At 37.4% G+C, this 1,599-nt stretch carries 2 protein-coding genes; both read right to left on the bottom strand.

Going from position 1 to position 1,599, the window contains the following annotated elements; translation table 11 throughout:
- Nucleotides 1-128: 128 nt before the first annotated feature.
- Nucleotides 129-350: a uracil-DNA glycosylase family protein gene (locus tag U0M88_RS09895; RefSeq protein WP_331869702.1), complete on the bottom strand. Its 222-nt coding sequence runs from the start codon at nucleotides 348-350 to the stop codon at nucleotides 129-131.
- A gap of 686 nt (nucleotides 351-1,036) precedes the next feature.
- On the bottom strand, nucleotides 1,037-1,599 hold a 563-nt coding region (locus U0M88_RS09890; RefSeq protein ID WP_331869701.1), incomplete at its 5' end, for an FAD-dependent oxidoreductase.

Below are 1,599 nucleotides of genomic sequence, written 5' to 3'. Positions count from 1 at the left end.
TATCGATATGACTAACGGCCATATTATATAACTTAAAAAATGTAGTAGCAATACTACAATTTTTGTCATGCCTTATTAGTAAAAAACTATCTAGACTTGATTGCCTGTATAGTTATAGTTGTCTTAACTTAATGACATTGAGCGGAGATTCCCATCCATTCCATTAAAGTCTGCCCTGATTTATCATGGAAAGGAATCCCATTTTGTTCCACCTGTCTTCCCGGCGCCTGCCCGATTATACAGATTTTTGCCTGTGGATCAACCTGCAGAATCGGTAAGATACCTCTTTCTGTAAATTCTTGATTTCTTGGATCTTCCGAAATTTTTTTGATGATAGTCTCTAAACGCATATAGATTTCCTCTTCTTCATTCTTGAAAGGAGTATAACATCTACTATGAAAAAAATATATTTCTTTGCATAAAACAGATAAAAAGCACTCTAAGAGTGCTTTTTATCAAGTATCGAAAGGAATCGATATGAATAAATTGTCTCACACACAATAAGGAAGGATGTAAGTATGTGAGTTGTTGAAATTGAGCCTTATTTCAACTTTATTCGTCTTTATAGTACACCTGCTTTCATAAAATGTAAACCCTTTCATTTGTAAAAATCAAATAAAAAAACAAAATTTGCAACAATAAACTTATAATGAAAGCCAATATTGCTAAAGAAGTCGCTTAAAAAGAAGCGATTTTTGACGAGTTATGGCACCATAACAGGTCACACATATAAAATAAATCAAAAATAATCGACTAAACGCAAAAGAACCTGCCCCAAACCAGCCATAAAGCAAACAGATCACAATCAGTCCATTATGATTTCTAAAAAGTACTTGCACCTTTTTTTGATGGATATCCTAACTGTCAATTTAAAAAATCGATGTGTTTGTTTTGATGTAACCACCAAAGTTTCTAAATAGAAGATATACAGAAACTTTTCATTGTTACCTTCCTATACAGGGAAATCTATGTATCATGGCAGCACAAATTATTTCTATTCATTTGACCATAAAAAAGAATGCCTTTTCAGACATTCCTATTCACTCATTAATTTCTTATCAATGGCAGCGGCTGCTCTTTTTCCGGCTCCCATCGCATTGATAACAGTGGCTGCACCAGAAACCGCATCGCCTCCGGCATAAATATTTTCACGGGAAGTTAAACCATCTTCATCACAAATGAAACATCCTTTTCGATTGACTTCCAGGCCTTTTGTCGTATGACGAATCAATGGATTCGGGCTTGTACCGATGGCCATGATCATACAGTCGATATCAATAGTGAAATTAGAACCTTCGATCGGCACCGGTCTTCTTCTTCCGCTTTCATCCGGTTCACCTAGTTCCATACGAATACATTCGATCTGTTTACACCAGCCTTGATCGTCACCGATAACACGAACCGGATTGCATAAAAGATCAAAGATGATACCTTCTTCCTCGGCATGCTCAACCTCTTCTTTTCGAGCCGGCAGTTCCTCCATACTTCGACGATATACGATATGCACCTCAGCGCCTAGACGTCTGGCACATCGAGCCGCATCCATGGCAACGTTTCCACCACCTACGACAACACATTTGGTAGGATGTTGTACCGGTG

Origin of the sequence: Faecalicoccus sp., from assembly GCF_036552745.1 — a bacterium.
GTDB lineage: Bacteria > Bacillota_I > Bacilli_A > Erysipelotrichales > Erysipelotrichaceae > Faecalicoccus.
This window is presented reverse-complemented; position numbering and strand designations above follow the sequence as displayed.